The sequence below is a fragment of the Mesorhizobium sp. WSM4822 genome, assembly GCF_055811155.1.
In genome coordinates, this window is record NZ_JBVVQM010000001.1 from 647,296 (window position 1) to 670,931 (window position 23,636).

The 23,636-nt window shown below is 61.5% G+C and carries 28 protein-coding genes; 13 read left to right on the forward strand and 15 right to left on the reverse strand.

Going from position 1 to position 23,636, the window contains the following annotated elements:
* Window positions 1-2 precede the first annotated feature (2 nt).
* From AC0L3E_RS03210 to AC0L3E_RS03225, 4 genes are read right to left on the reverse strand one after another with little or no spacing between them, the layout of a single operon-like run.
* A complete protein-coding gene (locus AC0L3E_RS03210; protein ID WP_473604196.1) occupies window positions 3-1,103 on the reverse strand; it encodes a glycosyltransferase family 4 protein in 1,101 nt (366 codons plus the stop codon).
* Window positions 1,088-2,380, reverse strand: coding sequence for a TIGR04295 family B12-binding domain-containing radical SAM protein (locus AC0L3E_RS03215; RefSeq protein ID WP_473604197.1), 1,293 nt, complete (start codon window positions 2,378-2,380; stop codon window positions 1,088-1,090). Before AC0L3E_RS03215 ends, AC0L3E_RS03210 begins: the two co-directional genes overlap by 16 nt.
* Window positions 2,377-3,450 carry an NAD-dependent epimerase/dehydratase family protein gene (locus AC0L3E_RS03220; RefSeq protein WP_473604198.1) on the reverse strand — a complete coding sequence of 358 codons (1,074 nt, stop codon included), beginning with the start codon at window positions 3,448-3,450 and terminating at the stop codon, window positions 2,377-2,379. The genes AC0L3E_RS03215 and AC0L3E_RS03220 overlap by 4 nt, the downstream gene beginning before the upstream one ends.
* On the reverse strand, window positions 3,447-4,553 hold the full coding sequence (locus AC0L3E_RS03225) for an NAD-dependent epimerase/dehydratase family protein (RefSeq protein ID WP_473604199.1): 1,107 nt from the start codon (window positions 4,551-4,553) through the stop codon (window positions 3,447-3,449). Before AC0L3E_RS03225 ends, AC0L3E_RS03220 begins: the two co-directional genes overlap by 4 nt.
* A gap of 209 nt (window positions 4,554-4,762) precedes the next feature.
* Here AC0L3E_RS03225 and AC0L3E_RS03230 point away from each other — a divergent pair, with 209 nt between their 5' ends.
* A complete protein-coding gene (locus AC0L3E_RS03230; RefSeq protein ID WP_027036330.1) occupies window positions 4,763-5,035 on the forward strand; it encodes a hypothetical protein in 273 nt (90 codons plus the stop codon).
* Window positions 5,036-5,140: 105 nt separating this feature from the next.
* Here the strand turns inward: AC0L3E_RS03230 and AC0L3E_RS03235 are convergent, their stop codons facing one another.
* Window positions 5,141-5,902 carry a response regulator gene (locus AC0L3E_RS03235; RefSeq protein ID WP_245270268.1) on the reverse strand — a complete coding sequence of 254 codons (762 nt, stop codon included), beginning with the start codon at window positions 5,900-5,902 and terminating at the stop codon, window positions 5,141-5,143.
* A gap of 132 nt (window positions 5,903-6,034) precedes the next feature.
* Between AC0L3E_RS03235 and AC0L3E_RS03240 the strand changes: the two genes are divergently transcribed.
* Window positions 6,035-9,175: a CheR family methyltransferase gene (locus AC0L3E_RS03240; protein ID WP_473604200.1), complete on the forward strand. Its 3,141-nt coding sequence runs from the start codon at window positions 6,035-6,037 to the stop codon at window positions 9,173-9,175.
* Window positions 9,172-9,552, forward strand: coding sequence for a response regulator (locus tag AC0L3E_RS03245; RefSeq protein ID WP_027036327.1), 381 nt, complete (start codon window positions 9,172-9,174; stop codon window positions 9,550-9,552). The genes AC0L3E_RS03240 and AC0L3E_RS03245 overlap by 4 nt, the downstream gene beginning before the upstream one ends.
* A 19-nt stretch (window positions 9,553-9,571) precedes the next feature.
* Here AC0L3E_RS03245 and AC0L3E_RS03250 read toward each other — a convergent pair whose 3' ends face one another.
* The 3 genes from AC0L3E_RS03250 to AC0L3E_RS03260 form a co-directional block, all read right to left on the reverse strand.
* Window positions 9,572-9,811 (reverse strand): hypothetical protein, encoded by a 240-nt coding sequence (locus AC0L3E_RS03250; protein ID WP_027036326.1) that lies wholly within the window; start codon window positions 9,809-9,811, stop codon window positions 9,572-9,574.
* 162 nt (window positions 9,812-9,973) lie between these two features.
* Window positions 9,974-11,152, reverse strand: a complete 1,179-nt coding sequence (locus tag AC0L3E_RS03255) for a zinc-dependent alcohol dehydrogenase (protein ID WP_473604201.1) — start codon at window positions 11,150-11,152, stop codon at window positions 9,974-9,976.
* A 126-nt stretch (window positions 11,153-11,278) separates the two neighbouring features.
* A complete protein-coding gene (locus tag AC0L3E_RS03260; protein ID WP_473604202.1) occupies window positions 11,279-12,064 on the reverse strand; it encodes an SDR family NAD(P)-dependent oxidoreductase in 786 nt (261 codons plus the stop codon).
* A 350-nt stretch (window positions 12,065-12,414) separates the two neighbouring features.
* On the opposite strand from AC0L3E_RS03260, the gene AC0L3E_RS03265 reads away from it, so the two are divergent.
* From AC0L3E_RS03265 to AC0L3E_RS03300, 8 genes are all read left to right on the forward strand, one after another.
* Entirely contained in the window at window positions 12,415-12,681 is a 267-nt protein-coding gene (locus AC0L3E_RS03265; RefSeq protein ID WP_473604203.1) for a hypothetical protein, read from the forward strand.
* A complete protein-coding gene (locus AC0L3E_RS03270; RefSeq protein ID WP_473604204.1) occupies window positions 12,678-12,896 on the forward strand; it encodes a hypothetical protein in 219 nt (72 codons plus the stop codon). The genes AC0L3E_RS03265 and AC0L3E_RS03270 overlap by 4 nt, the downstream gene beginning before the upstream one ends.
* A gap of 4 nt (window positions 12,897-12,900) precedes the next feature.
* On the forward strand, window positions 12,901-13,119 hold the full coding sequence (locus AC0L3E_RS03275; protein ID WP_473604205.1) for a hypothetical protein: 219 nt from the start codon (window positions 12,901-12,903) through the stop codon (window positions 13,117-13,119).
* A gap of 83 nt (window positions 13,120-13,202) precedes the next feature.
* Window positions 13,203-13,433 (forward strand): hypothetical protein, encoded by a 231-nt coding sequence (locus tag AC0L3E_RS03280; RefSeq protein WP_031212583.1) that lies wholly within the window; start codon window positions 13,203-13,205, stop codon window positions 13,431-13,433.
* 16 nt (window positions 13,434-13,449) lie between these two features.
* Window positions 13,450-14,046 (forward strand): hypothetical protein, encoded by a 597-nt coding sequence (locus tag AC0L3E_RS03285; protein ID WP_292560326.1) that lies wholly within the window; start codon window positions 13,450-13,452, stop codon window positions 14,044-14,046.
* Window positions 14,043-15,263, forward strand: coding sequence for an Nramp family divalent metal transporter (locus tag AC0L3E_RS03290; protein WP_473604206.1), 1,221 nt, complete (start codon window positions 14,043-14,045; stop codon window positions 15,261-15,263). Before AC0L3E_RS03285 ends, AC0L3E_RS03290 begins: the two co-directional genes overlap by 4 nt.
* The gene (locus AC0L3E_RS03295; protein ID WP_473604207.1) at window positions 15,263-15,622 is read left to right on the forward strand and encodes a hypothetical protein; all 360 of its coding nucleotides are present in this window, start codon (window positions 15,263-15,265) and stop codon (window positions 15,620-15,622) included. Before AC0L3E_RS03290 ends, AC0L3E_RS03295 begins: the two co-directional genes overlap by 1 nt.
* A 2-nt stretch (window positions 15,623-15,624) precedes the next feature.
* Complete coding sequence (locus tag AC0L3E_RS03300; protein ID WP_127292269.1) at window positions 15,625-15,957, forward strand: hypothetical protein; 333 nt, start codon at window positions 15,625-15,627, stop codon at window positions 15,955-15,957.
* A gap of 29 nt (window positions 15,958-15,986) precedes the next feature.
* Here AC0L3E_RS03300 and AC0L3E_RS03305 read toward each other — a convergent pair whose 3' ends face one another.
* The 3 genes from AC0L3E_RS03305 to AC0L3E_RS03315 form a co-directional block, all read right to left on the reverse strand.
* Entirely contained in the window at window positions 15,987-16,313 is a 327-nt protein-coding gene (locus tag AC0L3E_RS03305) for a hypothetical protein (protein WP_127322793.1), read from the reverse strand.
* A 69-nt stretch (window positions 16,314-16,382) separates the two neighbouring features.
* Window positions 16,383-16,637: a DUF982 domain-containing protein gene (locus AC0L3E_RS03310; RefSeq protein WP_127268255.1), complete on the reverse strand. Its 255-nt coding sequence runs from the start codon at window positions 16,635-16,637 to the stop codon at window positions 16,383-16,385.
* Between the two features lie 150 nt (window positions 16,638-16,787).
* The gene (locus AC0L3E_RS03315) at window positions 16,788-17,186 is read right to left on the reverse strand and encodes a GNAT family N-acetyltransferase (protein WP_245463656.1); all 399 of its coding nucleotides are present in this window, start codon (window positions 17,184-17,186) and stop codon (window positions 16,788-16,790) included.
* A 267-nt stretch (window positions 17,187-17,453) separates the two neighbouring features.
* On the opposite strand from AC0L3E_RS03315, the gene AC0L3E_RS03320 reads away from it, so the two are divergent.
* The gene (locus tag AC0L3E_RS03320) at window positions 17,454-17,660 is read left to right on the forward strand and encodes a hypothetical protein (RefSeq protein ID WP_473604208.1); all 207 of its coding nucleotides are present in this window, start codon (window positions 17,454-17,456) and stop codon (window positions 17,658-17,660) included.
* A 125-nt stretch (window positions 17,661-17,785) separates the two neighbouring features.
* Here the strand turns inward: AC0L3E_RS03320 and AC0L3E_RS03325 are convergent, their stop codons facing one another.
* The gene (locus AC0L3E_RS03325; RefSeq protein ID WP_127268257.1) at window positions 17,786-18,304 is read right to left on the reverse strand and encodes a YciE/YciF ferroxidase family protein; all 519 of its coding nucleotides are present in this window, start codon (window positions 18,302-18,304) and stop codon (window positions 17,786-17,788) included.
* Window positions 18,305-18,722: 418 nt separating this feature from the next.
* Between AC0L3E_RS03325 and AC0L3E_RS03330 the strand changes: the two genes are divergently transcribed.
* On the forward strand, window positions 18,723-20,285 hold the full coding sequence (locus tag AC0L3E_RS03330; RefSeq protein WP_128307635.1) for a GMC family oxidoreductase: 1,563 nt from the start codon (window positions 18,723-18,725) through the stop codon (window positions 20,283-20,285).
* A gap of 43 nt (window positions 20,286-20,328) precedes the next feature.
* Here AC0L3E_RS03330 and AC0L3E_RS03335 read toward each other — a convergent pair whose 3' ends face one another.
* Genes AC0L3E_RS03335 through AC0L3E_RS03345 form a run of 3 tightly spaced genes read right to left on the reverse strand, consistent with a single transcriptional unit; the run spans window position 20,329 to window position 23,632 of the window.
* A complete protein-coding gene (locus AC0L3E_RS03335; RefSeq protein ID WP_128307636.1) occupies window positions 20,329-21,855 on the reverse strand; it encodes an aldehyde dehydrogenase family protein in 1,527 nt (508 codons plus the stop codon).
* On the reverse strand, window positions 21,855-22,661 hold the full coding sequence (locus tag AC0L3E_RS03340; RefSeq protein ID WP_127323041.1) for a creatininase family protein: 807 nt from the start codon (window positions 22,659-22,661) through the stop codon (window positions 21,855-21,857). The genes AC0L3E_RS03335 and AC0L3E_RS03340 overlap by 1 nt, the downstream gene beginning before the upstream one ends.
* Window positions 22,658-23,632 (reverse strand): ABC transporter permease, encoded by a 975-nt coding sequence (locus AC0L3E_RS03345; protein WP_024503985.1) that lies wholly within the window; start codon window positions 23,630-23,632, stop codon window positions 22,658-22,660. Before AC0L3E_RS03345 ends, AC0L3E_RS03340 begins: the two co-directional genes overlap by 4 nt.
* Window positions 23,633-23,636: the final 4 nt, after the last annotated feature.

The window sequence follows — 23,636 nt, forward strand, 5'->3', positions numbered from 1 at the left end:
GGTCAGCGTCCAGCCATGGCCAGGGCCGCTTTGTCGTAGACGCCTCGCATGGCCGCCGCTTGCCTGGCCAGCGTAAACCGGCGGCTTCGTCGCATGGCTGCCTGGCCGAGCTCTCGCCTGAGTTCGGCATCGCTGGAGAGACGATTGAGGCAGGCGGCGAGGTCGTGCGGATTGCGCGCGTCAAAGAACATCGCGGCCCCGTCCCATAGTTCGCGATAGGTTGCGATGTCGGAAAGCACCAGGGGCGTCGCCGAAAGGGCAGCTTCCAGCGCGGCCAGACCGAATGGCTCATAGATTGATGGCGACACGAAAATGCCGGCGCGCGCCATCAAGCAGCGCACCTCGTGAGACGGCAGTGCTCCCAGAGGAACGGCATAGTTGAAGCCAGCATGCCCGCCGTTCGGACCGTGCATCGAACCGGCGGCAAAGACGGGCCATTGCGTCAGCGACGCGGCCTGGTCGATCACCGCCGCATTCTTGCCCTCGTCCCACCAGCGGGCGGCGGCGAAGACGAGCGGTTGGCGCTTTTCGGTCTTCGGCACCGGACTGGCACTATTTCCGACCACACTCAGACGCGCGATCGGGCCGTAACAGGTCTCAAGCATGTCGGCGTGGCTGCGGCTCGGCACGATGACTGCGTCGGCCCGATTGAAGCCACGCCTGTTGCGCTCCTTCTGCCACGCCCATGCGCCATCCACTGCCTGTTTCCTGACGGCGTGGAACCATGTCGTCACGCAGGAATGGGAGACCACCACGGCCGGGCACGACGCATCGAATCCTGCTGCCTGCGTCGGCGCGTTGAAATGGACAAGGTCGATGGCGTGGTCGCGCATGGGCGCAAGCAATTCCCGCGGCAGCGCGTCGAGGTCGCCGCCGTTGCGGGTCATCCAATCCGGCGGCGTATTCAACCAGATGAGCGTCGTGAAAGCCTCTGCCTCCGCAGCCTGCTGCCTCGACGGTTGCGGACCGAGGCCGGCAAGCACCACGCTGTCGCCGCCGTTCACAAGTTCGCGCGCCAGATCAAGCGCATAGCGCCATACGCCGCCCACGGCATCGACGGTCATCAGGATGCGCCGCGAGCGCGGCGTCAGTGTCCGCAACATGTCGCCTCCAGTTCCGCCAGCGGCCGCGGCCGCCTCTCCTGGATGTCACTGAATTTCTGGAAGGATGCGAGGTAGTGGTCATGCGCCCGTTCCCAGGCAAGGTCGTCGGGTTCACCCCAAAGTTCGCGGTAGCTGGGCGAACTCGGATACGGGTAAAGAGGCACAGGTTCGTTGGCCCACACGCCGTGGTCGATCAGGTGGGTTCGCCAGTGCTCGACCAGGGCGGGATCATCCTCGACCACGCCGATCAGATTGGCCTGGACGAATGGAACGTGACGTCTGGCGTCGACGAGCAGCGCGGCGAGTTCCTCGGTGCCCAGCCGACAGCGCTTGGCCAGCATCGCCCGGCCTTCGACGGTCAGGCTTTCGAGACCGGCCTCGATGGAGACGCAGCCTGCGGCACCCAGCAATTCCAGCAGCTCGGGCTTCCACAGATCGATGCGGGTCTGTACGCCGAATTTCACATCGCGATCGACCAAGGCTTCCAGCAACGCTTTTTGCGGCAGGAAGATCTCGTCGATGAAGTAGATGTAGCCGACACCTTGGGCGATCAGCCGATCGATCTCCGCCACCACCGCTTCGTGGTTTCGACGGCGATAAGCATCACGGAAATCGATCTTGGCGCAGAAGCTGCAATTGTAGGGACAGCCGCGCGATGCCTCGACTTCCGCGCCGAACCCGACCTGATTGTCGTCAAACCTGTGATGGTGATGCGAATGGGCCGCGATCCAGTCCGCTGGCCATTCGAGTGGCGGATGATCGGCAAACGAGCTGGCGTGGACGCCGCCGTTCGAAACCACCCTGGCATCCCGTAGATAAGCCGTTGAGGGCACCGCGCTCCAATCGTCGCGCCGGGCAAGTTGCTCGACGACTTCTTCGCATTCGCCCCGCACGACGATGTCGACGCCGAGCTTGCGCAAGGTTGGCGCCGGCGTCGCCGAGCCGTGCGGCCCGACCGCGACCGTGCGTCCTCCGCGCCCGGCGAGACGGTTGAGGAAGTCGGCCGGCACACGCAATTCCGGCGGTGCGCAACGCCAGAACAGATAGGTCGGGGCGGTACTGACGACGGTCATAGCCGGGGCGAAATCAGCCACCCGCTCGCAGAGATCGGAATTGTCGAGCTTCTGCAACTGCCCATCCAGCATCAGCACCTGATGTCCGGCGGCTTCTAGCAGGGCCTTCGAATAGCCGAGTTCCAGCGGCAGATGCGGTTGGCGGCAGCCGAAATAGATGCTGTCGTCGTAGGTCCAGAATGGATTTACCAAAGCGATTTTCATGCGACGTACCTCACGGCTTCCGGGCGAGCCTCGAGCCGGTGGCGCTGCAGCCAGTCGGCTAGGTCGCGGATGCCTTCGCGCCATGAAACATGGGCCATCCAGCCAAGCGCGGTTTTGATCTTGCGGGTGTCGGCGACGAAGAAGGGCTGGTCGCCGGTGCGTTCCCCGTCATGGCGGATTGAAAGGTCATGGCCGGTCAGGCTACGGATCTCGCTCAACAGCCTGCGCAGGCTGACCGCATTTTCCGGGCCGCCGCCAAGATTGAATGCCTGGCCTTTGGTGGTCTCGATGCGATCGAGCACGGCCCTGTAGGCGGCGACGGCATCGGAGACATGCAGGATATCGCGCACTTGCCTGCCGTCGCCGTAAATGGTGATCGGGCGTCCCGTCAGCGCGCTGAGCAGGAAGTGTGCGACCCAGCCCTGATCCTCGGTTCCGAACTGGCGCGGTCCATAGATGCAGCTCATCCGCAGCACCGCCGTCGGCATGCCGTAGGATTTGGCATAGTCGAGCACATACTGATCCGCCGCGCCTTTGGAGCAACCGTAGGGCGTGCAGAAGTCCAGGCCCCGAGCCTCATCGATGCCGTTCGCCTGGATGACGCTGTCGCAAGGCACATAGCGATCGTCGTCCTCGCGGACAGCGACGTCGGGCAGGCTGCCATAGACCTTGTTGGTGCTGGCGAAGATCACCGGGATACGCTCACCGCTCAGTCGTGCCGCCTCCAGAACGTTGAACGTTCCCCGAAGGTTGATGTCGAAATCCTCGCCCGGCTGGACCAGGCTTGTGGTGACGGCGGTTTGCGCGGCCAGATGGAAGATCGCCTTCGAACTCATCAGAGCCGTCGCCAGGGCGTCGGCGTCCCGCACGTCGATGGTCTCCACCGTGAGGCGACCACCGTGTTTTTGCGCCAGCCATTCAAGGTTCTGCTGGACGCCCGGACGGCTGAGATTGTCGATCACCAGCACCGGTTCGCCATCCGACAACAGGCTGTCGGCGAGGTTCGATCCTATGAAGCCGCTGCCGCCGACGATGGCGACCGGCGCGTCGCGTCGATTGCGTGTGTTCATGACACCAGCCCGCGTTCTTCGAGCTCGCGTTTCATGTCGGCGCCGCGGTCGACGGCGGACTTGTTACGCACCCAGGAAACGAAATCTCCGAGCGAATTCTCCAGTTGCCGCGCCGGCTCGAAACCGAGCAGCTCACGGGCCTTGGAAATATCGGCGAAGCAGTTGCGGATATCGCCCGAGCGCGCTTTGCCGAGCAGGTCCGGCGAGCGGTTCGGTGTTCCCATGGCTTCGGCCAGCAATCGCGCGACTTCGCTGATCGCGTAGGCTCGGCCGCTGCCGATGTTGATGACATGACCCTTTGCCTGGCGTTGCTGCAGCGCAAGGCGAAAGGCGCGGGCGACGTCCTGCACATGGACGAAATCGCGCTTCTGTTCGCCATCCTCGAAGATCATGGGCCGTTGGCCGTTGGCGAGACGCGAAGCGAAGTTGGCCAGCACTCCAGTATAGGGATTCGACAACGCCTGGCCGGCGCCGAAGACATTGAACAGGCGCAGCGCAACCGCATCGATGCCATAGGCCTCGCCGAAGATCAGCACGGCGCGCTCCTGAGCGTATTTTGTCAGCGCATAGATGGAAGCGAGATCGACCGGCTTTTCTTCGTCCGTTGGCAGCGGCGAGAGGGCGTCTCCATCTGGCGACAGCGGGTTCCATTGCCCGCTCCTGATGTCGCTTGCCTTGCGCCGAGCATTGTCGACACGCCGGCCGTCTGGCGTTGCATAGAGCCCTTCGCCATAGACGCTCATCGACGAGGCGACGACGATCCGTTCGACCGGGTGCTTGATCAGCGCCTCGAGCAGCGTTGCGGTACCGAGATCATTGGCGCCGACATAGCGCGCGATCTCATACATCGATTGTCCGACGCCGACTTCAGCCGCCAGATGGATGACCGCGTCAACGCCCTCCAGCGCATTGGCGACCGCCTCCCGGTCCCGGACATCACCCTTGATCAGCTCGGTCCCGGCGGGAAGCGCGACAGCTTCGCCTGCATGCACCTGCTCCAGCAGCGCATCGAGGATGCGAACCGAATAATCCTGCTCGACGAGTTCCTGTGCGACATGCCGGCCGATGAAGCCGCAGCCTCCTGTAACCAATATGCGTTTCACGACGACTCCTCAGACAAGTAACCTCGGCGCCCCGAACTTTTCGGCAAAAGGTTTGTTCCCTTGCTTCAACAAAGTTCCTTTGGCCGGTTTTGTTGAGAGCTGGCGCATCGCGATCACCGCGCGGTGCTGGAACATTGACGCCCTTGTGCTGTTAGGACGCCCGACAGCCCTCATGTCCTATGGGGCAACGCCGATCAAAGGAGATTTCAATGTCTCAGTCGCAAACGACCACCAACCACGACGAAATCCGCAAATGGGCCGAGGAGCGGGATGGCCGGCCGGCAGTGGTGCGCACCAAAGGCGAGGGCGGCATCCTGCGGATCGACTTCGGCGAGCCCGAGGAAGCATTCGAACCCATCGAATGGGACGAATTCTTCCGGATATTCGACGAGAATGATTTGGCTTTTCTGTATCAGGCCAAGACCGGGGAGGGGAAAGCCAGCCGTTTCAACAAATTCGTCGAGCGCAGTCAGAAGGGCTGATGACGCGGCCAAGCGGCCGATCTGTACGGCCAAGTTTTCGAGATGTGGTGAACAATGACGGCCCCGCGGCTTGGCACTTCAGCCCGAGAGGCTTTGAAGGTAAAACTAATGCATCAGTTTTGCGCCGCGGCTTTTCGCCATCTCTCGCATGATGCCGTTGAGCCAGTTTTCAGTGGATTGACCAAGCTGTCTGCGGTCGACATCCCGGATCGCTTGCTCGAGCGTCCTCTCGACGAGCCGATCCGATGCGTCGACGTCTCCCAGCAAAAGGCGCGCCGCAAGTCGCAGTTTGGGCAAAAGCGCGAAGACGTCGTCGGACGGGTCCGGCACGGGGATCGCCCGCCCCGATGCCTGCGAGGGAAAGAGTGCGTTGAACACCGCCTGGCTGCCCGAGGATTTCCGCAAATTGCTGGCGTAGCGGAGATGATCGGGAATGGCGATGTCGTCATCGCCACTGAAGAACACGAAGGGGACACCCCGGCGCATCAGCTCATCGGCGATTGGAAACACGCGTCGGCCATTGAGGTTGACGTCCAGGATTGCAGCTTCGGCCGTCTCGGTGTGTCTGGATGCCTGTTCGACGGTAGCAGCGGGACCAAGGATGATGGCGCCCATATTGCTGAAGAACCGCGCAAGATCTCCCGCCATCGTCCATTCGTCTTCGACTATCAGAATATGCAGCCCCCGCAGGTCGCGCACGTCGTCATCCTTTCCTGGAACCGAGTTTAGGATGCATCCGATTTTCTTCCAGAGTTCGGTCGTCCAAAGCGGCCTGCAATCGTTTCGCAAGCACCAGAATGCGATCCGGGACGGGCCGTGCGTCGGAGCAGCCGAGTGGCCCTGACGCTCCCGACGCCGACGGCGCAAGGAGCCTTATATCGGAAGAGCGTTTTGTCATTGAGCCCACCATGGATATCGGGCTCAACGTTATCTGGGGTGACTTGTTCCATCCTCCTCGCGCGCTATATGGTTGTGTCCTGTCTGATCCGACCTTTGACGATGCCGGACCAGGCGAAAAGGGGGCATGACGTGACAGCTCAGCCGAAAAGGTTTCCCATCGTGGGCATCGGCGCGTCCGCGGGTGGTATTCCCGCGATGGAGGGCCTTTTCAAGGGCGTGACCGGTCAGCCTGGTATGGCTTTCGTCATCATCACGCATCTCAGCCCCAAGCGCGAAAGCCTGTTGCACGAGGTCATCAGCCGCTACACCGACATGCCTGTCATTGTGATCGAGGACGGCATGGTGGTTCAACCTGACCACGTCTATGTGATGCCGCAAAACGTAACATTGGCGATCGAATCGGGGATGCTGCACCTGCGACGGCCTGATGGGCTCACCCAGGAGCGCAAGCCTATCGATATCTTCTTCAGCGCATTGGGCGAAGACCAGGGTGAATATGCCGTCGGCGTCATCCTGTCGGGCGGCGACTCCGATGGAACCCTGGGTGCCAAGGCCATCAAGGAGCGGGGCGGGTTTACCGTCGCGCAAGCGCCGGACGGCTACGGGCCGCGCAATCCCGACATGCCGCAGAGCGCCATTGCCAGCGGGCTCGTCGATGTCGCTGTGCCCGCCGAGGAGATCGGGGCGAAGCTGGAGGCTTTCGCCCGCGGCTTCGACACGCTGGAAGGGCTGGCGGAAGAGGATGGTGACCATACGGCCGACATCGACAAGGTGCGAGAACAGATATACGCCATTCTGCGCAGCCACTCCGGCCATGATTTCTCGGGCTACAAGACCAAGACGTTTCTGCGCCGCGTGAAGCGGCGCATGCAGATCGCCCAGGTCCATTCCATCAGCGCCTATATAGACTGGCTGAAGAAGGATGCTCGCGAGGTGATGAACCTTTTTCGCGATCTGCTGATCAACGTCACCAACTTCTTTCGCGACCCCGATGCCTTCGAGTTGCTGGAGCGAAAGATCATACCGCAGTTGTTCGACGGCAAGACCGCCAGCGACACCGTCAGGGTCTGGGTTCCCGGATGCGCCACGGGCGAGGAGGTGTTCTCCATCGGCATGCTGCTGCGCGAACACATGGAGAAGCTTACGGTCGTTCCGCGCGTCCAGATATTCGCCACCGACATAGACGAGCCGGCGCTGGCGGTGGCGCGGGCGGCACGCTATCCGGAAGCCTTGCTGCAAGGTCTTTCTCCCGAACGCAAACAGCGGTTTTTCAACGGCGATGGCGAAAGCTATGTCCTCAGCAATGAGATACGCGAACTGTGCATCTTCTCGCCGCACAGCGTCATTCGCGATCCGCCCTTCTCGCGCATGGACCTGGTCTCCTGCCGCAATCTGCTGATCTATTTCGGCCCGATCATCCAAAACCGCGTCATCCCTGTCTTCCATTATGCGCTGAAGCCCGGCGGTTATCTTTTCCTCGGCACCTCTGAAAGCGTCGGGCAGCACGACGATCTGTTCGCTACCGTCGACAAGAAACATCGCATCTTCCAGGCGCGGGAGCATGCCTCACCGCACATCAGACTGCCGGCCCTGATCGGGGAAAGCCATTCCAGCGTCTTCCCATCCGAAAGCGCCGGCTCGAAGAAGGGACTTGTCGGCTATCCCCTGCGGCAGGCAGTGGAGGCGCAGGTTCTGGAACGGTTCGCGCCGCCGCATGTCCTGGTCAACGCCGAGGGTGATGTCGTCTACTATTCGGCCAGGACCGGCAGATATCTCGAAGCGCCGCAAGGGATTCCCAGCCGGCAGTTGCTGACGATGGCTAGGCGTGGGCTGCGGCTGGATCTCCGCGCCGCGCTGCGCGAAGCGACGACAACGCGCCGCACAGTGGTGCGGGAAAACCTGACCGTGGAGGAAGACGACGAACGGGTCCAGCCGATCAGGCTGACGATCGAACCGCTCGTCGAACGTGGCAATGGCGAGCCGCTTTATCTCGTCCTGTTCGAACCGTCGGGGCCGACCCAGGCCCGCTCAGAGGAAGACGGCGGCGGCCGTGACAGTGACAGCACCGTCGATCTCGAGCGGGAACTGCGCGATACCAGAGAGCGCCTGCAATCGACGATCGAGGAATACGAGACCGCGCTGGAGGAGGTGAAATCGTCGAACGAGGAACTCGTCTCCGTCAATGAGGAGGCGCAATCCACCAACGAGGAACTCGAAGCCTCGAAGGAGGAGATGCAGTCGCTCAACGAGGAGCTCAACACGATCAACGCCGAGTTGACGGCCAAGATAGATGAGCTCGACCACGCCAACGGCGATCTGCGCAACCTGTTCGAAAGCACCGACATCGCGACCATCTTCCTCGACCGCAGCCTTGTGGTGCGAACCTTCACGCCGGCGGCGTCATCCTTCTTCAGCCTGCGTCCCTCCGATGTCGGCCGGCCGCTGACGGATCTGTCGAGCCAACTCGACTACCCCGAGTTGAAGCAGCACATCGACAAGGTTTTCGAGACAGGTGAGATCCTGAATCACCATCTGGCGCGCGATGTTAGGGGCCTGTTCCACATGGTCCGCATCAATCCCTATCGGGACAAGGGCAACAGGATCCAGGGCGTGGTGGTGACACTTGTCGACGTCACCACGCTGGCAGAAGCGGAAGAGCATCAGCAGGTGCTCATCTCGGAACTCAACCATCGGGTCAAGAACATGCTTGCGGTGATCGCCAGCATTGCAAGCCGCACGCGGGAAAGTTCTGATACGAAGGAGGAGTTCGCGGATGCGCTGATCGGTCGCCTGCATGCCATGTCGCGGGCCTACGGCCTGCTGACCCGGGAGAGATGGAAAGAAGCCTCGGTCAGGGAATTGCTCCAGCAGGAACTCGAACCATTCGGCATCGAACGGATCGAACTCGATGGCGAGGACGTGAAACTAGGTCCGCAACAGGGGCTTTCCCTCAGTATGGCCATTCATGAACTGGCTACCAACGCCGCCAAATACGGCGCTTTGTCAAAGACCGACGGCAAGGTCAGTGTGCAATGGTCGATCGAGGATGACAGTTTCACATTTGGCTGGCGAGAGAAGGACGGCCCTCCTGTCAAGGCGCCGTTGGACAACGGCTTTGGCCTGACCCTGTTGCAGGGAGAAATCGGTTACAGGCTCGGCGGCCACGTCGAAACCGCGTTCCACAAGGACGGCCTCAGCGTCCAGATTGCGTTTCCAGCAAACCCGAAGGAGGCGCCGTGAGCGACGACAGGCCGCGTGTTCTGGTGGTAGAGGACGAATGGCTGATCGCCGAAGACGTCGCGTCTCGCCTGCGCGCGGCGGGTTACCCGGTGATCGGCCCGGTCTCGTCGGTCGCCGCGGCTCATCGGCTTATCGATGCAGGCAAAGTCGACGTGGCGCTGCTGGACATTCAATTGAATGGCGAAACAAGTCTGCCCGTGGCCGAAACATTGCTGGCTTGCGGCATCCCCTTCGCCTTCATGACCGGATTTGGGCCGCGCGACGTTCCCACGCCCTTCCGAAATTGCAAATTCGTGCCGAAGCCGGCAGGCGACGCTGCCCTTCTCAACACCCTGACCGACCTGGCAGCGCTTCGTCCCGACACGCATTCGTCGTGATTTCAACAGGCGGTTTCGATCAGTCCAAGGGCTTGTCCGTCGGCCGAGGCGTGGTGCTCGCCTGACGCGGCCGCCCGGCGTTTCGATTGGCAACCGGATTGTCCAGCAGCGCGGTCGACGGCCGGGATGTGCCTGCGGTTTTCGGAGTCAGCGGCTTGCCACCGGCATCGGTGTCATTGGCATCCCGTCTCGGGTGCGGCAGACCATCGGCGTTCGGAGACCGGAGGCTGGGTTTCGATGTGGAATTCTCATTGCTCATGGCAGCACCTTCCTTTGCATCGGGTGGGGCACGGCAGTCTCGCCGCCGTGAAGTCTGCAGGTCAACCGCCGCCGCGATCGAAGGTTCCAGATGCCAATGGCTCCGCTGCGACCCACGGCCGCGGACTTGCCCAGGGCAGACCTGGTGCGAGATCCCGACGTCTCAGCCATGCGGTCGCATCACCACCTTGATGCAGCCATCCTGCTTGTCGCGGAACGTCTTGTAGAGATCCGGCCCGGCTTCGAGATCCGCCCGGTGCGTGATCACGAAGGAGGGATCGATGTCGCCCTTCTGGACCATGGCCAGGAGCGGTTCAAGATAGCGTTGAGTGTGCGTCTGACCCATTCGGAAGGTCAGGCCCTTGTTCATGGCGGCGCCGAACGGAATGTGATCGACGAGGCCGATATAGACGCCGGGCACCGAGATGGTGCCGCCTTTGCGGCAGGAGTAGATTGCTTCGCGCAGTACATGCGGCCTGTCGGTGCCGAGATAGACGGCAGCCTTGACCTTGTCGAGCATGGCGTCGGCACTGGCGCCGGGATCGGACTCCGTCCCGACACAGTCGATGCAGCGATCCGGGCCGCGGCCATCGGTCATCGCCATCAATGCGTCGTAGATGTCGGAGTTGCTGAAGTCGAGCGTCTCGGCCTTGCCGTGCTCGCGAGCCATCGCCAGCCGCTCCGGCACCTTGTCTATGGCAATGACGCGGCCGGCGCCGAGCATCCATGCGCTCTGGATGGCGAACTGGCCGACCGGACCGCAGCCCCATATAGCGACGGTATCGCCTGGCTCGATGCCGGCGTTTTCAGCCGCCATGTAGCCGGTCGGGAAGATGTCGGAGAGGAACAGCACCTGTTCATCGTCCATTCCATCGGGCACCTTTATCGGACCGACATCGGCGAAGGGCACGCGCAGATATTCTGCCTGTCCGCCCCAATAGCCGCCGACCAGATGCGAATAGCCGAACAGGCCAGCCGGGGATTGTCCCATCACTTCGGCGGCCTGTTTGGCATTGGGATTGGACCTGTCGCAAAGCGAGAACAGCCCCTTCTGGCAAAACCAGCATTCACCGCATGAGATGTTGAAAGGCACCACGATGCGGTCGCCCTTTCTAAATTTCGAATGGCCGCGGCCGACTTCGACGACCTCGCCCATGGTCTCGTGTCCGAGCACATCGCCAGATTCCATGGTCGGCATATATCCGTTCATCAGATGCAGGTCCGAGCCGCATATGGCGCAACAGGTGACTTTGATGATGACGTCGCGGTCATCCTCGATAGCGGGATCAGCCACCTGTTCGCATCGGATATCGCCTTTGCCGTGCCATGTGAGCGCTTTCATGAGGTTGCTCCTTTGTTGGAAGAAGGTTGAAGGGCAAATCGGGTAAAAGGCACCGTCTGAACGTCTGCAGCAATCCGCCGACATACAGGTCGGCACATGGGATTTGCTGCCGTGATGCCGGATTGATCAGTCTTTGGATGCGGAACCCGGCTCGGCCATCTTGCGGTGCTGTTCGGCCAGCGTGCCTGCCGGCGTCACATGCGCTGCGGCGACCTGCAGCTTATTCTTCCAACCGCTGATGACTTGTTCCTCGCGGTCCATCATCGCCTCGTAGCCTGCTTTGGCGACATCGGCGGGATTGTCCTTCTCATCGGTGCCGACCTTGGTATCCATCATTTCGGCGCGTTCGAAGAACCGCGTCTGTGTGGCCCCGGGCATCAGCACGGTGACGGTGACTCCTGTGTCCTGCAACTCATGACGCAGTGCGATCGAGAAGGAATCGATGAAGGCCTTGGTGCCGTTGTAGACGGCCTGAAAAGTGCCGGGCATGAAGCCAGCGATCGATCCTGTGAAGAGGATGCGGCCTCGGCCGCGGCGTGCCATCCTAGCTCCGAGTTGATGCGCGAGATAGACGGTCCCGGTGATGTTGGTGTCGATGACGCGGCGGATTTTTTTCCAATCCTGATCGACGAAACCACGGCCGAGCCCACGTCCGGCATTCAGGAACAACAGGTCGACATCGCGATCGCCGATCCCGGCGATCAAACGATCGACACCTTCCTCGGTCGCCAGATCAGCCTCAATAGCTTCGACAGTCACACCATGCGAACCGAGCGCCGCGGCAGCCTGCTGGATCGCGGGTTCGTCGGCGGCTATGATCAGGTGGTAGCCGTCCTTGGCGCACAGTTTGGCGAGTTCCTTGCCGATGCCGCTTGAGGCGCCCGTCACCACGGCCAACTTTTCATTCGTCATCACGTCCTCCGAACTTCGCTTCGGCCGAACCGCTATAGGGGCTGATTGTTCCGTGCGGAGAGGTTGAATGCGTGGCCTATGCAGGCCGTGACAACGTTCTTGAGTTCATCCAAGCCATGCACAACGCGGCGTGGAGAGGTGGAACAACTCAGGTCTATGCGAGTTCGAAATCCGTGCAGCGTCTTTGCTCCCCTTGTTTGATGCTGCACGATCGGGTCCCCCTCAGCCTGATCCAGCCCGCGCGTCCCTGCTAGGGGAGCGCGGGCTTTCCCGTGAAGTCGGCGGTCATGTTTTTAAGTTCGGGTGGGAACAACGTACCCCTTCCGTAGTTCGGCGCGAGGAGGAACAAAATGCAATACGCCGAAGAAATCGCGCTCAGGCGCGTGAAGATGCTGGTCGAACAATACGTTGTCGCCAGGAGCAGGAGATATGATTTCGTCTCGACCGAACTTGCCTGCAAAGCCATTCGCCAGGTCGTACGAAGCCCGATCGAAGACGCCGAACTGGACCATCTGCTGGCTAGAAGCGCGGTCAAACAAGGGCTCTCGGTGCGGTTCGACCGAATAGGCCATTGGCAGGCGGCTTCGCCCGGACTCACCCAGGAGAAATCAGCATGAGAGCAGTGTTTTTGATGTTGGCGGCATTGCTCGCCTTGGCGGGGTGCAACGACAATGCCGATCCAGCCAAGTCCAAGACGGATACCACGAACAGCCAGCCGGTCGACAAGAATCCCACGACGGATACCAACCCGACACCGCAGACCAGCACCGGCGGTGAGCAGCAGGGCACGCAGCCAACCCAGCCAGCATCTCCCAAGCCAAGTGGCGGCTAGGCCTATGGAGCGACGCAACGCAATAATCTCGCTGGTGATAGCGGCGGTCATCATTGTCGGTTTCGTCGTCGGCTTTTTCTACGTTGATCTGGGCTGGCAGACATCCCCGCTGAAACGCGCGCCGGAGCAGAACCAGGGCGGCAATGCCCCCGCGGATACCGCCCCGGCTGCCGGCGTCCAGAAAAATCCCAGGGAAAACACGGAAATGCCGGGGCAGCAGTGATCGACGGCCGGCAGCAACAGGCGAGGCGGCGTCGCGGTGACGGTGCCGAAGTGAGTTCGATACAGCACGGATCTGGAGTGTGGATGATGGGCATCCTTTCCGACCTCGACAAGAAACTGACGGACAATATGTACGAGCATGGCAGCGAATTCACCGATGCGGTTTCGGATCTGCCCGAAGCAGTCGTTGAAGCGGTCGAACGGCTGATGTTTTTCATCCAGCCCGACGCGCGCGACACAGTCAGAACTCAGGTTCTCGGCCTCATTCACGAATATAGAATCCAAGACGCTCCGAACGGGGATCGCCCCGCCTGACCTTCAGCTTACGCTGATGCGGCAATTGAAACCGATCGGGACCTGGCTCGCCGCCGCGTGCTCCGGATCGGCGGGCGCGGTCGTTGACGGACCCGACGAGCGCTCTAGATCAGATTTACGCCGGCCACGGTTTTGTTGGGTCGGGGGAGACTATTCGGTGGCGCACCAAACGCCTGATTTGATCGTTAGACGCCGCTATCTCAGGCTCGACTGCTTGTGCTTGCTGTTGATGATGTTGTCGGCATGCTCGTCTTCCGATCAGATCGAGCAGCAATCACGAACAGCGGCCTCCGCATCGCAGACCGTGTTGATGGCGCTGGACGCCTGGGCGGCAGGGGCGGCGCCGACCGCATACACGGCGGGTACGCTGCAATCGATCGGCAAGACGCTTGCCGATGCCGGGGCGCAAATCCGGTCCGCCGAAACCAGTGAACCCGCCGAGCAAGCTTCGCTGACAAAGGCAGTCAACGATTTGTCGGTCGCGGTGGCACGTGCAGAGGCCGGATTGCAGGCGGGCGACCGGCCGGAAGTCCAAGATGCGCAACAGGATCTACGGCTGGCGTCGCGTTCGCTCGCTACCGCCTACGCCAACTATTTCGCGCCGAAGCCATGAAGAAGCTCTTGGAAATATCCCTCGGCGTCGTCATCAGCGTCGGCGGCTTCCTCGAAGTTGGGTCCATGGCGACGGCGGCGCAGGCAGGCGCGATGTTTGGCTTCCAGTTGATCTGGGCGGTGGTGCTCGGCACCATCTGCATCATCTTCCTTGTCGAAATGTCCGGCCGGTTCGCGGCCGTGAGCCATCACACGATCTCCGACGGCATCCGCGAGAGATTCGGCTTCAATGTCTTTCTATGGCCGTTGCTTGCCGCCCTGCTGGTCAATTTCCTGGTGCTGTCCGCCGAGATCGGCGGCGTCGCCATTGCACTCGAATTTGCCACCGGCATAGGCTTCCAGTGGTGGGCACTGCCGGTGGCTTTGTTGGCGTGGCTGCTGCTTTGGAAAGGCACGTTCGGCTTCATCGAGAAGGGCGTATCTATTCTCGGTCTGGTGACGCTGTGTTTCGTCGTCGGAGCGGTGACGCTGAGACCCGATTGGACGGCAGTCGCAAGGGGCGCCGTGCCTTCGCTGCCGGTCCACGATGCCGCCAATTACTGGTTCATGGCGGTCAGCATTCTCGGCGCCTCGATATCGCCCTACCTCTTCATGTTCTATTCCTCGGGGGCCATCGAGGATCGGTGGGACAAAAGCTATCTCGGAGCCAATCGGGCCATAGCGGGGTTGGGCATGACTTTCGGGGGGACCATCTCGATCGGCGTGTTGATCGTGGCCGCTCTCGTGCTCGCCACGCATGGCGTCACCCAAGTGGATGACTATCACCAGTTGCCGTTGATGCTGATACCTATATTCGGCTTCTGGGGCTTCGTGCTGTTTGTTGCCTCCCTCGCCATTGCCTGCTTCGGCGCCGCACTAGAGGTCGGGTTGCAGCAGGCCTATCTTGTGGCCCAGGGTTTCGGCTGGAATTGGGGCGAGGATCGCAAGCCGCGCGACGATCCGGGTTTCAGCGCCACCTACACGATATCATTGCTTTTGGCGGCTATTCCCATCGCGCTTGGTCTCGATCCGCTGAGGCTCACCATCTTCTCCATGGCGCTGACGGCAGCCAGCCTGCCGCTGACGGTCGTTCCTTTCCTGTTTCTGCTGAACGACAAACGTTATGTCGGCGAGCATCGCAATGGCATTTTGTCGAATGCCGCCGTCATCTTCATCATCGCGCTCGGCTTCGTACTGGCGGTGGTGACCATCCCGCTGCAGATATTCGGAGGCACATGATGAAGTTGCTGCGTGATCTCCTCGACAAGCAGGTGGTCAACCGCGAGCAGATCAAGATCGGCAAGGTCGACGGGCTGGTGGCGGAGTTACGGCCTGGCAAGCCGCCTCGGATCATTGCCATCGAGCTCGGCTCCATCACCCTGGCACGTCGCCTCGGCGCACGGCCTGGGCGGTGGATGGCGCGGCTCGCGGTCAAGCTGGGTGGCAAGCAGCATGGCGAGCCCCATCGGATCGCCTGGCACAAGGTAAAAGATATCGGCATCGATATCGAGTTCGACATCGATGTGCGAGAAACGTCGATCTTCGCCTGGCAGGACTGGTTGCGCGACCATGTCATCGGGCGCATTCCGGGAGCTTGATGATGACCACCGTCAATCTTGAGCATCTGGCTGGGCGACGCGTACTCTCGCAGCGCGGCAAGAATGTCGGCTATATCGAGGAGATCCACGCCGAACGGGATGGTGACGATTTCGTCGTCACCGAATTCCATGTCGGGGTCTACGCCGCTTTCGAGCGCCTCTCGGCCTCGGCCATAGGCGTGGCAGTGCTGGATCTTTTCCGATTGCGCCGCCGCGACGGTCTATATCGCATCCCTTGGAACAAGCTCGACATTTCCGATCCCGCGCGACCGCGGCTGCTGTGCCCAATGACCGAACTCTCGGGCATGAAGGGCGCACCAGACCTCCAGGAATAGGTCGTGGTGCCGCATCGTCGGGATCATTCTCAGCGCAGCATGCCTGCCGTCAGGAAAACCACGGCTGCTATCAAAACGACAGCTGCAATTACCAACACCGGCCAGTTGCCGCCGGGCCGCAGTTCCGGCTCGCCTTCGACCGGGCGCATGGCATTGGCAAAGCTGGCATCGTTTTCGAATTTTGGGCGAGTGCGCGGCGGACTTGTCCCAGCGACCGGATTTTGCGTGTCCGCGGCCTCGGCGTCTGTCTCAAGCGGGGCAATGGCGGGATCGAACCCCGGCGTTTTGTCCTGCGTTGCTCCTGCCTGAACTTCGCTTCTGGCCGCGGCAGGCGTGGGACTTGAAACCTTGATCATGATTTCTCCCTTTCGAACCAATCTCGGCAGAGTCGCACTTGCAGGCACCGGCGAGGCGACCCACCACGGTCAGACTTGCTCGCTCAGCAGAATCTTGGCGTCCTTGGCCGCAACGATGAACGCCTGTCGTGCGGTCCTTGTAGGCTTTTCGCCTCGCATGACGGCAAGGCACGCTCTGATCGCGGCAAGACGCCTCTCGGATGTCGGCTTTGGCCAGTCCCGCAGCAGCACTTCGGCTGCGTCCGACACCGAAACCACAACCCTGTCGCGGTCTATCCGGCCAGGTTGAATGATAATCGGCTTTCTGAAATGTCCAGTACGCACATGCCTCTCCAGCGGGATGCACTCTATTCGACACGTCGCTGCAAGACTGCGCGTCGCGACGCGTTTAACTCCGCACTCGTCGATTTGTTCCAGAGCATCTGGCGTTTGAAACAACTAGCCGATGGCCATCCGTGCGCCCTGTCCCAAGACTTACAGCAGATCTTTCCGAAGGAAGACTCGGGCATGTCCAGGGATCCCGAATTCGACTTTGCCGAATTCCTCGAACCCGTGCTGCATGTAGAATAGCGGCGCCTGGAAACTGCTCGTCTCCACGACGGCCTTCTTGCAGCCCCGCCGGATGGCTTCTTCCTCGATCGTCGTGAGAAGTTGTGAGCCAAAGGATTGGCCACGCAACTGCTCAGGCAGGAAGAACATGTCGAGAAACAGGAGCCCAAGCTCCGTCCTGCCCCAAAGCCCGCCCCAGGTCTTTCCTGACTGGTCGCGAAGCTCCGCTCCGATATCAGCTCGGTCGTCGATCCCGGTCTGTGCGATGTTGTATTGATAGAGCGCTGCGGCGGCCTGCGCTCTTTCATCGTCGCTATAGGTCAAAGTGGTTGTAAATCTCTCGGATCGGAATGACATGCATTTTCCTCCTGGTGGGCACAGGCATGAGATCCGCCGGCAACGTCGGTCACGGCCAAGATGAACTCGTTGCCAACGCCAGAAATAAATCCGGCATCCATCTCGGGCGCCTTCGAACGCCGTGGGCTTTGTCTGATGGTCTTCACAAAATATTACGTGAGGGAACGTTCGCGCCTGACTCGTCTTAGGCAATCGAGGCGGTTGTCGCCTCGCGGATTGCGAAGGAGAAGAACAATGCCTAATCAAGGTGGTAGCCACGAACAGCACGTGAAGGCAGGCCAGCAGAGCCACAAGAACGCCGACAACAAAAACCGTCAGCAACAGCAGGCCTCTGGTGGTGGTCAACGGCAGCAGGGCGATGGATCCGGCATGCGTGGTGGAACCCACGAACAGCATGTGAAAGCTGGCGAACAAAGCCACAAAACCGCTGATCGCGTGTGATTTCAGCAGACCCACCCCGAAGTATCGGGGTGGGTCTGATTGCATCTGAAGGGTACCGACGAAGAGGGCGCGAGGCCGGGTCGCGAAGTCGCCCGGCGGCTTGGCGCCGGGGCGACGACACCCAGTCAGGCAGCTTGTTGCAGGGCGCGCTCATTGACACCGCCTTCGCCCAGCCCGGAAAGCGCTTCGTCCGTCGCGACCTCCTCTTTCAATGTCTCGTTGAGGAGCTTGACCACGTCGCTCTTGCCAAGCTGTTCAGCCCACGCGACCAACGTGCCATAGCGCGCGATTTCATAGTGCTCGACGGCCTGTGCCGCGCCGACCAGTCCTGCATCCAGCGCCGGGTCACCCTTGTATTCGTCGAGAATTTCCGACCCTTCCTCAAGAATGCCGTCGATCGCCGGACAGGTCTTGCCGCGGGCCGGTTTGTCCATAAGTTCGAACACTTGCTCGAGCCGATCGACCTGGCCTTCGGTTTCCATGCGATGTTTCTCAAAGGCCGCGGCCACCTCCTCGGATTCGGCGCCCTTTGCCATCTTTGGCAAGGCTTTGAGTATCTTCTTTTCAGCGTAGTAAATGTCCTTCAGCCCATCGAGGAACAAAGCCTCCAGTCCTTTTGTCGTCGCTCTTTTTGCAGTCGCCATGATTTGTCTCCCTTGGATTGTCATGAAAGCTCACCGGCGGTGTAGCCATGGACTAACTTTCCATGGAAGCAGTTGTTCCCTGGGCGCGACTCGGAAGGGGCAGCACGCCAAATACCGCTTTTGTCGAGACCGATCGCTATCAAAAGGCGATGGACGATGACGGTGTGAGAATCGCCGGCAGTGACGGAGAGCACCGGGGTTCGTCGCGCCATATGGAGTAGATGGTAGTTCATATACGAAATCATATTTACATATAAAACAAATCATGATGATCTTGCAGCCGTGCAGCGCGGCTAAGGTGGTTGGTTCCGGCGTACATCGCTGAGCCTGAATGCCAGCAGATGATCGTGCGCAAATGAAATCAACATGATGTCGCGGTCGAGTCAGCCGTGCATTGATCGGATGTAGGGAGTGCGGCATGCCCTTTGATGTCATCGTTATCGGAGCCGGCGCAGCCGGAGCTGTTCTTGCTGCCCGGCTAACCGAAGATGCTGCCACGAACGTGCTTTTGCTGGAAGCGGGGCCGGACTACCGGAGCGGCGAGCAACCTGCCGAGATGGCGAGCCCAAATCCCTTCAACCTGCTTCTTCCCGACCATTTTCAGCAACAATACATGTATCCCGACCTGATGGCTCGTCGCACGAAGCGGCAGGAACACCGGGTCTACTGGCGCGGCAAGGGGCTTGGCGGTTCGACGGCCGTCAATGGGCAGATTGCCATTCGCGGTGTGCTCCATGCATTCGACCGCTGGGAGGAAATCGGATGCAAGGGCTGGTCGGGAGCCGACGTGCTGCCCTTCTTCTGCCGCCTGGAGGATGACCCGATCGCGGCCAATTTTCACGGCAGCGGCGGCCCGATTCCGATCTACCGCGCGCCTGTCGAAAGCTGGGGCAGCGTCGACAAGGCCATGCGCCAAAGCGCGATGGCTCTCGGCCATCCCTGGCATGACGATCTCAATGCTCCGGATGCCGAAGGGGCTTGCACCTATCCCATCAACAGTCGAGCCGGCAAGCGCGTGTCGGTCAATGACGGCTATCTGGAAGCTGCCCGCGACCGGCCGAACCTTACCATCATCGGGCAGGCGACGGTGGACAAGGTGCTTTTCGATGGCAGGAAAGCGATCGGCGTTTTGGCCATCGTGGCCGGGCTAGTTCGCAAATTCGAGGCGCCGCTGGTCATCGTCTCGGCCGGCGCCATCCACTCTCCGGTCATCCTGCAGCGCTCGGGCATCGGTCCCGCGGCTCTCTTGAAACGAAAGGACATCGAGGTGCTTGCCAACCTGCCGGTCGGCGAAGGTTTCTTCGACCATCCTTATTGCCGCATCGAACTGAAGCTGAAGCCGGGATTCAAGGCGACCGATGTCGACGCGCGGCATACCAACTGCTGTGTGCGGATGAGTTCGGGCGTGCCGGGCGCTGAGCGCGACGACATTCTCTACGTCGCCATGAACCATGGCGGTATCGGCGTGGAGTCCGACAGCGCCCAGTTCGGCGAGGCCATGGTCAATCTGATCCTGATGGAGGCCAAGAGCCGCGGCACCGTGCAACTGCGTTCCGCCAACCCTTTCGACCAGCCGATCGTGGAAGAGAACATGCTGGACGATCCAATGGATCTCCAGCGCATGCGTATCGCCTATCGCCACCTTGGCGAGATTGCCCGGCAGGCGCCGATCCAGGCGATCGCCGAGCGCGTCCTGCTGGGGGATTCCGATCTGCCTTTGTCATGGCTCGAAACGGCAAGCGACGAGGAGGTCGACAATTTCCTGCTGGCGCAGTCTTCCGATGCGCAGCATGGGATCGGAGGCTGTTGCATGGGAAGGCCCGGCGAGGCCGTGGTCGATCCGGAATGCCGGGTCTACGGTTTGGAAGGACTGCGGGTTATCGATGCGTCGATCATGCCGCTCGATTGCCAGGCAAACACCAATCTCACCTCGATCATGATTGGCGAAAAAATGGCCGACAGCCTGCGCCGGTCCATCTGACAGCTCGAGGGCAAGCCCGCGCACAAGGCGCGGGCCTTGGATGTCAGCGGGTGATATCCACGGTAATCGTCTTCAGGTCGCACATTTCCATCAGCGTGTGCCGACCCCCGGTGCGGCCGAGGCCGCTCTGCGTCCCGGCGGCGCCGCCGGCAGGAATATGCGGCTCCCAATAGCAGCTCATCTCGTTGATGTTGACGATGCCGACCTTCAGGCTTTCAGCAAAGGTAAAGGCGTTCTTGATGGTGCTGGTGAAGACCGCGGCCGACAGACCGTAGGGGCTGGACGCCGCAAGTTCCATCGCCTCCTCGTCGGTCTCGAAGGTCAGCACGGGTGCGATCGGCCCGAAGGATTCCTCGACGTTGAGCAGGCTTTCCCGGGTCAGTCCTGTGACGATCGACGGCTCGAAATAGAGATTGGTGGCAAAACCCGACGCCACATTGCCGCCGGTAACGATCTCGGCGCCACGCGCGCGGGCGTCCGCGATGTGGCTGAGCACCTTGTCGACGGCCACCGCATTGTTGATCGGACCCATCGTCGTCGCGGGATCGAAAGGGTCGCCCATTTTCACCTGCGCGGCCGCTTTCACGAGACCTTCGATGAAACGGTCATGGACGGATTTATGCACCAGCACGCGTTCGGTGGCCGTGCAGATCTGCCCGGCATTGGCAAAGCAGCCGGCCCCGACCTGGGCGGCGGCCATGTCGATATCGGCATCGGCCAGCACGATGGTCGGACCGTTGCCGCCCATTTCGAGCAGAAGCGGCTTGCCCGCTCCACGCCGGGCGATCGTCGCGCCGGTGGCGGAACTGCCGGTGAAGCCGATGGCATGGGTGCCCGGATGAACGACCGCCTCGTCGCCCACCTCCGCACCGTCACCCAGAACGAGATTGATGGCGCCGTCCGGCAGGCCCGCCTCGATGAAGCATTCGACAAGTGCCGTGGCAATCAGCGACGTCGTCGGCGCCGGCACCCAGACGACGGTGTTGCCCGTTGCGATGGCCGGTCCGAGATAATAGAGGCAGGGCAGGGCGAGCGGGAAATTCCAAGGTGTGATGATGGCAAAGACGCCCTTCGGCTGCAGGAAGCTGAAGGCGCGCTTGTTGGCATCGGCAAGCGGAAACGCCGCCGTCTCCAGCCACTTCATCTGCTCTGCCGCATTGCGGAAACCGAGAGCTGCCGCCGATGCTTCGGCCTTTGCTTCGCTGTGGAAGGGCTTGCCCTGTTCCAGGCAGAGCAGCCGTGCGAGCTCCTCGGCGCGCCTGTCGATCGCGTCGGCGATGCGCATGCACAGCTGAGCCCGCGCGAAGGTTCCCATCTTGCGCATGGCCTCGCGTGCGCCTTCGGCGGCTTTCACCGCGCGGCCGACATCGGCACGGGTGGAAAGCGAGAGATAGCCGAGATGCTCGCCCGTCGACGGACTGTCGATTTTCAGGAATTCGCCGGAGCTGCCGGCAATCCACTCGCCGCCGATGCGGTTGATGCCGATGCGGGCGGCTGCTTCCGGCTCCGAGACGATCGCCATGCCGCGCAGGTTGGGGCCTTCGAGAGAAGATTTGAAATGGACTGTCATCATGCGTTCCTTTGGCCGAATTCGGATTGGATGTTCAAAATGGCGGCGCGGCTGCGTTCCACGGCTGCGATGAAAAGTCTGCTGCCGGCCTCCGCGCTCGCCTCCGAGGGCGTACCGATGACGCCGTTGCCGCGGATGGCTTCGAAACGGCGCCAGACGGTGACGGCCGGCGCGGCGTAAAGGTGAGGATCCGGCCAGGATGGCGGAGTGCCGCCTGGCGGGATGAGATCGCGGCGAACGCTGTCGCCAAGCACATGCATCATCAACGACGTTTCAAGCGCACAAGCGTGACCGGTGCCTGTAGCGGCATCGGGCAGGGCCTCCGCCGCCAGGTCGGCGATGAGATCGAAATACGAGAAACCCGCCGTGACGATGCCACGCTTACCAAGGGTGGTGATCGCCACCTGGATGGCGGCGCGGTTTCCGCCATGCCCGTTCAGCATGACCGGCAGATAGCCGTCTTCGGCAAGGCAGGTGCAGAGATCGACGAGAACGGCGATGAAGGTCTGCGGGCTGAGGCTCATCGTGCCGGAGAAGGAGCGATGATGCTCGGACGAGCCATAGGCGAAAGGTTCGGCGACACGCATGGAAGCCTGTCCTTCCGCCGCGGCGAGCGCAACCGCTTCCGCAAGCCAGCAATCGACGCCGAGCGGCAGATGCGGGCCATGTTGCTCGACAGCGCCGAGCGGTAGAATGACGACGGGTTTATGCACGCCGGCTGTCGCGTGTCTTTCCGTATCCGGGGAGGTCATCAGCGCAAAGCTGGATCCAGGCGGGATCGGCAAGGCCGGAGCTGGCTCGTTCATCGTGCTGCCTCGACAAGCCGCGCCTTGGCGTAGGTCATGCCGGAATCGGCCAGGAGAGCGACCATAATGATTGCCCCCTTGTAGAGTTCGAGGCTGGACGGGTCCGTGCCGAACACCCGAAGCGCCGTCGTCAGCAGGCTGACGATCAGGGCGCCGACGACCGCGCCCCACACCGTTCCCCGTCCGCCAAAAATACTGGTGCCGCCGAGCACGGCAGCGGCGATCGCGTCCAGAAGCAGCGAGGTACCACCGATATTGGGCGTCACGACAGGCACCCGGCTGATCATGATCACAGCCGTCAGGAAGACGAAGATACTGGAGGCGCAATAGACGAGGATCGTGTGTTTCGTCACCGGGATGCCGGCAAGTTCCGCGGCTCCGGCATCCGACCCGAGCGCATAGGTACGCAGCCCGAAACGGCTGTGCCGCATCAGGATTGCTGCTACGGCGACGATCAGGAGTGTTGCGAAGATGACATTGGGAATGCCGAAGCTGCGCTCGATGCCGACCGCGCGAAGCGTCGGATCCTTCAGCATCAGGACGCCTTTGGAGGCAACGGCAAGCGTTGCGCCCTGCAGCGCGACCATTGTGGCCAGTGTCGTCACGAAGGGCGGTATCTTCAACAGTGCGATAACGGCGCCGTTCGCGAGGCCGATCACCACCATCACGGCAAAGCCGACGAGCAGGGCAAGCGGCAGGCTGGCGCCGCCGTCGATCAGGCTGGCGATGAAGACGGCGCAGAAGGCGACGCCGACGCCGGCGGACAGGTCGATGCCCGCCGTCAGCAGAACGATCAGAGCCCCAAGCGCCAGGATGGCGATCGGGGTCGCCTGGGCGACGATGTTGATGAGGCTGGCGGTTGAAACGATGCGGGCGTCGATGAGCGCGAAGATCGCCAGCAGGATGACCAGCAGGATCAACGGCGAGAGGTCGAGAAAGCGCCTGCACCAGATGTTCTGTTGGCGGGTCATGAGG

Excerpts from the sequence above, each read along its gene's own strand:
- AC0L3E_RS03210 (WP_473604196.1), bottom strand. The coding sequence starts at position 1,103 with ATGTTGCGGACACTGACGCCGCGCTCGCGGCGCATCCTGATGACCGTC.
- AC0L3E_RS03215 (WP_473604197.1), bottom strand. The coding sequence starts at position 2,380 with ATGAAAATCGCTTTGGTAAATCCATTCTGGACCTACGACGACAGCATC.
- AC0L3E_RS03220 (WP_473604198.1), bottom strand. The coding sequence starts at position 3,450 with ATGAACACACGCAATCGACGCGACGCGCCGGTCGCCATCGTCGGCGGC.
- AC0L3E_RS03230 (WP_027036330.1), top strand. The coding sequence starts at position 4,763 with ATGTCTCAGTCGCAAACGACCACCAACCACGACGAAATCCGCAAATGG.
- AC0L3E_RS03240 (WP_473604200.1), top strand. The coding sequence starts at position 6,035 with ATGCCGGACCAGGCGAAAAGGGGGCATGACGTGACAGCTCAGCCGAAA.
- AC0L3E_RS03250 (WP_027036326.1), bottom strand. The coding sequence starts at position 9,811 with ATGAGCAATGAGAATTCCACATCGAAACCCAGCCTCCGGTCTCCGAAC.
- AC0L3E_RS03255 (WP_473604201.1), bottom strand. The coding sequence starts at position 11,152 with ATGAAAGCGCTCACATGGCACGGCAAAGGCGATATCCGATGCGAACAG.
- AC0L3E_RS03260 (WP_473604202.1), bottom strand. The coding sequence starts at position 12,064 with ATGACGAATGAAAAGTTGGCCGTGGTGACGGGCGCCTCAAGCGGCATC.
- AC0L3E_RS03265 (WP_473604203.1), top strand. The coding sequence starts at position 12,415 with ATGCAATACGCCGAAGAAATCGCGCTCAGGCGCGTGAAGATGCTGGTC.
- AC0L3E_RS03270 (WP_473604204.1), top strand. The coding sequence starts at position 12,678 with ATGAGAGCAGTGTTTTTGATGTTGGCGGCATTGCTCGCCTTGGCGGGG.
- AC0L3E_RS03275 (WP_473604205.1), top strand. The coding sequence starts at position 12,901 with ATGGAGCGACGCAACGCAATAATCTCGCTGGTGATAGCGGCGGTCATC.
- AC0L3E_RS03280 (WP_031212583.1), top strand. The coding sequence starts at position 13,203 with ATGATGGGCATCCTTTCCGACCTCGACAAGAAACTGACGGACAATATG.
- AC0L3E_RS03285 (WP_292560326.1), top strand. The coding sequence starts at position 13,450 with ATGCGGCAATTGAAACCGATCGGGACCTGGCTCGCCGCCGCGTGCTCC.
- AC0L3E_RS03290 (WP_473604206.1), top strand. The coding sequence starts at position 14,043 with ATGAAGAAGCTCTTGGAAATATCCCTCGGCGTCGTCATCAGCGTCGGC.
- AC0L3E_RS03295 (WP_473604207.1), top strand. The coding sequence starts at position 15,263 with ATGAAGTTGCTGCGTGATCTCCTCGACAAGCAGGTGGTCAACCGCGAG.
- AC0L3E_RS03300 (WP_127292269.1), top strand. The coding sequence starts at position 15,625 with ATGACCACCGTCAATCTTGAGCATCTGGCTGGGCGACGCGTACTCTCG.
- AC0L3E_RS03305 (WP_127322793.1), bottom strand. The coding sequence starts at position 16,313 with ATGATCAAGGTTTCAAGTCCCACGCCTGCCGCGGCCAGAAGCGAAGTT.
- AC0L3E_RS03320 (WP_473604208.1), top strand. The coding sequence starts at position 17,454 with ATGCCTAATCAAGGTGGTAGCCACGAACAGCACGTGAAGGCAGGCCAG.
- AC0L3E_RS03325 (WP_127268257.1), bottom strand. The coding sequence starts at position 18,304 with ATGGCGACTGCAAAAAGAGCGACGACAAAAGGACTGGAGGCTTTGTTC.
- AC0L3E_RS03330 (WP_128307635.1), top strand. The coding sequence starts at position 18,723 with ATGCCCTTTGATGTCATCGTTATCGGAGCCGGCGCAGCCGGAGCTGTT.
- AC0L3E_RS03335 (WP_128307636.1), bottom strand. The coding sequence starts at position 21,855 with ATGACAGTCCATTTCAAATCTTCTCTCGAAGGCCCCAACCTGCGCGGC.
- AC0L3E_RS03340 (WP_127323041.1), bottom strand. The coding sequence starts at position 22,661 with ATGAACGAGCCAGCTCCGGCCTTGCCGATCCCGCCTGGATCCAGCTTT.
- AC0L3E_RS03345 (WP_024503985.1), bottom strand. The coding sequence starts at position 23,632 with ATGACCCGCCAACAGAACATCTGGTGCAGGCGCTTTCTCGACCTCTCG.